Source organism: uncultured Campylobacter sp., from assembly GCF_938040115.1.
Lineage (GTDB): Bacteria > Campylobacterota > Campylobacteria > Campylobacterales > Campylobacteraceae > Campylobacter_A.
In genome coordinates this window covers 1-4,002 of the sequence record NZ_CALHXD010000041.1, presented here as the reverse complement: position 1 = coordinate 4,002, position 4,002 = coordinate 1, and the positions used below count along the sequence as shown (strand labels likewise).

The 4,002-nt window shown below is 49.6% G+C and carries 4 protein-coding genes; all 4 read left to right on the top strand.

The features are described 5' to 3' along the window. The first annotated feature begins 526 nt into the window (after positions 1–526). Positions 527–2,224 (top strand): acetolactate synthase large subunit, encoded by a 1,698-nt coding sequence (locus Q0314_RS01780; RefSeq protein ID WP_298055867.1) that lies wholly within the window; start codon positions 527–529, stop codon positions 2,222–2,224. Between the two features lie 8 nt (positions 2,225–2,232). Then, positions 2,233–2,694, top strand: coding sequence for an acetolactate synthase small subunit (gene ilvN, locus Q0314_RS01775; RefSeq protein WP_298055863.1), 462 nt, complete (start codon positions 2,233–2,235; stop codon positions 2,692–2,694). Next, positions 2,694–3,650, top strand: coding sequence for a UDP-3-O-(3-hydroxymyristoyl)glucosamine N-acyltransferase (gene lpxD, locus Q0314_RS01770; RefSeq protein ID WP_298055860.1), 957 nt, complete (start codon positions 2,694–2,696; stop codon positions 3,648–3,650). Before ilvN ends, lpxD begins: the two co-directional genes overlap by 1 nt. A gap of 146 nt (positions 3,651–3,796) precedes the next feature. Beyond that, positions 3,797–4,002 (top strand): DUF2695 domain-containing protein (locus tag Q0314_RS01765; protein ID WP_298055857.1); only part of this gene is annotated, 206 nt, incomplete at its 3' end.

The window sequence follows — 4,002 nt, the reverse complement described above, 5'->3', positions numbered from 1 at the left end:
CCTTATCTTCGTCAAATTTTAACTTCAAAACCCCAAAAATCATCTCAAAATACTTTGCCTTATCGTTTTACGCTCAAATTTGAAGTCAAATTTACAAATTTATAAATTTAACTCCATCAAAATTTACAAAACTCGCGACGCTTTGCGTCAGCAAAGCTATGTCGCCACATTAAAAGCGTCGTAGGGGGAGGGGGATTAAAGGGGGTGGGGAGCGACTTCGCAATTTAAGCCCCCACCCCCTTTACAACAAAGTAAAAAACAACCTCAAATGGTTGTTTTTTACACAAAGAAGTTCGGCTTGCAAGACTAAATTTGACCAAACCAAATTTAGCACCTTAAAGGTGCGGGTCTCGGCGCGTCAAATTTAATAGCCTATCCAAATTTGAATCTTCTAAATTTCGCTCGCAAATTTACTCAAATTTAAGCCCTTTTAAAGCCGAACTCAAATTCTAAGCCCGATTTTACGCGTTTTTAAACCTTAAAGCTGTATAATCGGGGTCAAATTTATCAAAAGGCGATACAGATGATAAAAGGCATTTCTGGCTCGCGCATGGTGATGGAAGCCTTGCGTGAGGAGGGCGTAGACACGGTTTTTGGTTACCCGGGCGGCGCGGCGCTAAACATCTACGACGAGACGTATAAGCAGAGTTATTTCAAGCACGTTTTGACGCGTCACGAGCAAGCCGCCGTGCACGCCGCAGACGGCTATGCACGTGCTAGCGGCAAGGTCGGAGTGGCGTTTGTGACGAGCGGCCCCGGTTTTACAAACGCGGTCACGGGTCTAGCCACCGCATACTCGGATAGTATTCCGCTTATATTAATCAGCGGCCAGGTTCCAACCTCGCTTATCGGCACGGACGCCTTTCAGGAGATCGACGCCGTGGGCATCTCTCGCCCGTGCGTGAAGCACAACTACCTCGTTCGCAGTATCGAGGAGCTACCGCGCATCCTAAAAGAGGCCTTTTATATCGCTCGCTCGGGACGTCCCGGCCCCGTTCACGTCGATATCCCAAAGGATATAACCGCGGCCGTGGGGGATTTTGATTACCCGACCGAGATAAAGATGCCGACATACAAACCGACCTACAAAGGCAACGCAAAACAGATCAAAAAAGCGCTCGAAGTCATCGCCGAGGCCAAACGCCCGCTACTATATCTAGGAGGCGGAGTCGTAGCGGCGAACGCTAGCGAGCTCGTGCGTAAATTTAGCGCAAAGACGGGCATCCCAGCAGTCGAAACGCTGATGGGGCTTGGCGTCCTAGCGCACGAGGATAAAAATCTACTCTCGATGGTCGGCATGCACGGCAGCTATGCGGCAAATATGGCGATGAGCGAGACCGATCTCATCATTGCGCTTGGCGTGCGATTTGACGACCGCGTGACGGGCAAGCTTAGCGAATTTGCCAAACACGCCAAAATCATCCACGTCGATATCGACCCTAGCTCGATCTCAAAGATCGTAAACGCGCACTTCCCGATCGTAGGCGATCTAAACTGCGTCCTAGAAGAGATGCTGGAAAAAGTAACCGTAAACGAGCAAAATTTGACCTCGTGGCGCGAGATATTGGCTCGCTACGACGCGCTAAATCCGCTGGATTACAAAGATAGCGACGAGATCATAAAACCGCAGTGGGTCGTACGCGAAACGGCTAAAATTTTAAAGCAATCAGGCAAAGACGCCGTGATCGCCACCGACGTCGGTCAGCACCAGATGTGGGTCGCGCAGTTTTATCCGTTTGATAGGCCGCGCCAGCTGATAACTAGCGGAGGTCAGGGGACTATGGGTTACGGCCTGCCTGCAGCCGTCGGAGCAAAGATAGCAAAGCCTGAAGATATCGTCGTAAATTTCACCGGCGACGGCTCGATCCTAATGAATATCCAAGAGCTGATGACCGCCACCGAGATAGATAAACCCGTCATTAACATCATTTTAAACAACAACTTCCTAGGCATGGTGCGCCAGTGGCAGACATTTTTCTACGGCGAGCGCTACTCCTCGACCGACCTTAGCCTGCAGCCTGATTTCGTAAAAATCGCGGAGGGCTTTGGCGCGGTAGGCTTTGTTTGCCGCACGAAAGACGAGTTTTGCTCCGCGCTAAAAGAGGCGATAGCCTGTGGCAAAAGCGCGATGCTAGACGTGCGCGTGGATAGATTTGAGGACGTACTGCCGATGGTTCCTGCGGGCGCTGCGATATACAACATGATCTTAAAAAGCAAGGAATAAAAATGAGCATAAGAAGAGTGATTTCAGTCATCGTGCTAAACGAGCACGGCGTTTTATCGCGCATTTCCGGGCTTTTTGCGGGGCGCGGATACAACATCGACACGCTCACGGTAGCACCGATCCCAGGCACCGAGCTTTCTCGTATCAGCATCGTCACTAGCGGCGACGAGCGCGTGCTAGAGCAGATCGTAAAGCAACTACACAAGCTAATACCGACCTACAAAGTCATCGAAAGCGGCGAATTCGTCGAAAAAGAAATGGCGCTGGTAAAAATCCCGCTAAGCGAAAATTTTGGCGGACTGGACGCGATACTAAAGGCCTACAACGGCATCGTAGCCAACACCAACGAAAACTACATCGTCGTCATGGTCAGCGACGACGCGAGCAGGATAGAAAATTTCCTCAAAGCTATCAAAAAATTTAACCCCGCAGACATCGTTCGTGGCGGCTCTGTGCTAATGGATCTATGATGAAACTAAGCGAAATTTATAAAATTTTAGGACTGGAATTTAGCGGCGAGGAGCTAGAGATCACGGCTCTAAATTCGCTCTCAAACGCCAAAGCTAGCGAGCTAGGCTACTGCGACAGCGAGAAAAACGCTAAATTTATCGAGGGCTCAAAGGCGGGCGCGATTTTGGTCGCGTCAAATTTAAAGGAGCTCGTCGGCGCACAAAGCAGGGCGGTAGTGGTAGAAAACCCGCACCTTGCCTTTGCTATATTAAGCGAATATTTTGCAAAAGAGCTTCTAGCCTCCCAGCCGCAGCCGGCGCAAATTTCGCCAAGCGCAAAGATAATGCCAAACGTCTACGTGGGCTCAGGCGCCGCGATCGGCGACAACACGCTAGTAATGGCCGGCGCCTACGTCGGCGATAACGTAAAAATCGGCGCAAACTGCGTCATCCACCCAAACGTCGTCATCTATAACGACACCGTTATCGGCAACGGCTGCCGCATCAATGCAAACGCCGTCATCGGTAGCGACGGCTTTGGCTACGCGCACACGAAAACGGGCGAACACGTGAAAATTTACCACAACGGCAACGTCGTTTTAGAGGACTTTGTCGAGATTGGCGCATGCACGACGATAGACCGCGGCGTGTTTGAAAGCACAGTCGTAAAAGCCTACGCCAAGATCGATAACCTCGTGCAAATCGGCCACAACTGCGAGATAGGCTACGGCTCGATACTGGTCTCTCAGGTAGGGCTCGCAGGCTCCACCAAGCTAGGACGCAACGTCGTGATGGGCGGACAAAGCGGCTCGGCGGGACATTTAAAAGTCGGCGACTTTGCACAAATAGCGGCACGCGGCGGCGTGTCAAAGGATATCGCAGGCGGTAAAAAATACGCAGGCGCATATCCGATAATGGAGCTGGCCGACTTTTTCAAACTGCAAGCTAAGATCGCGAGATTTTTTAAGAAAAACTAAAATTTGACGGCTTTTCATAATCGCCGTCAAATTTGACTATCAAAGGCGTAAAATTGAACGCAAAATCCATAGAAAAAAGCAAAAGAAAAGAAATTTTAAAATCTATAAAAGAAAAAGAACTAGCCTAATTTAGGCAAAATTTGCCTATGTCCGAGGATAAATTTATACAGCTTTTCGAGCTTTTGGATGCCCAGCTTCACGCGTACGGCTGCGGTCACAGCCTAAAACTCACCGAGCAAATTCTCTTAAATTTGAGCGTAAAAGACATCCCAAACATCGTTACATGGCTTAAAGATCAGGGCGGATACTGCGACTGCGAAGTGATGTTGAACGTTGAGCAGAAATTTGAGTA

Coding starts and splice junctions, on each gene's coding strand:
- lpxD (WP_298055860.1), top strand. CDS start 2,694: ATGAAACTAAGCGAAATTTATAAAATTTTAGGACTGGAATTTAGCGGC.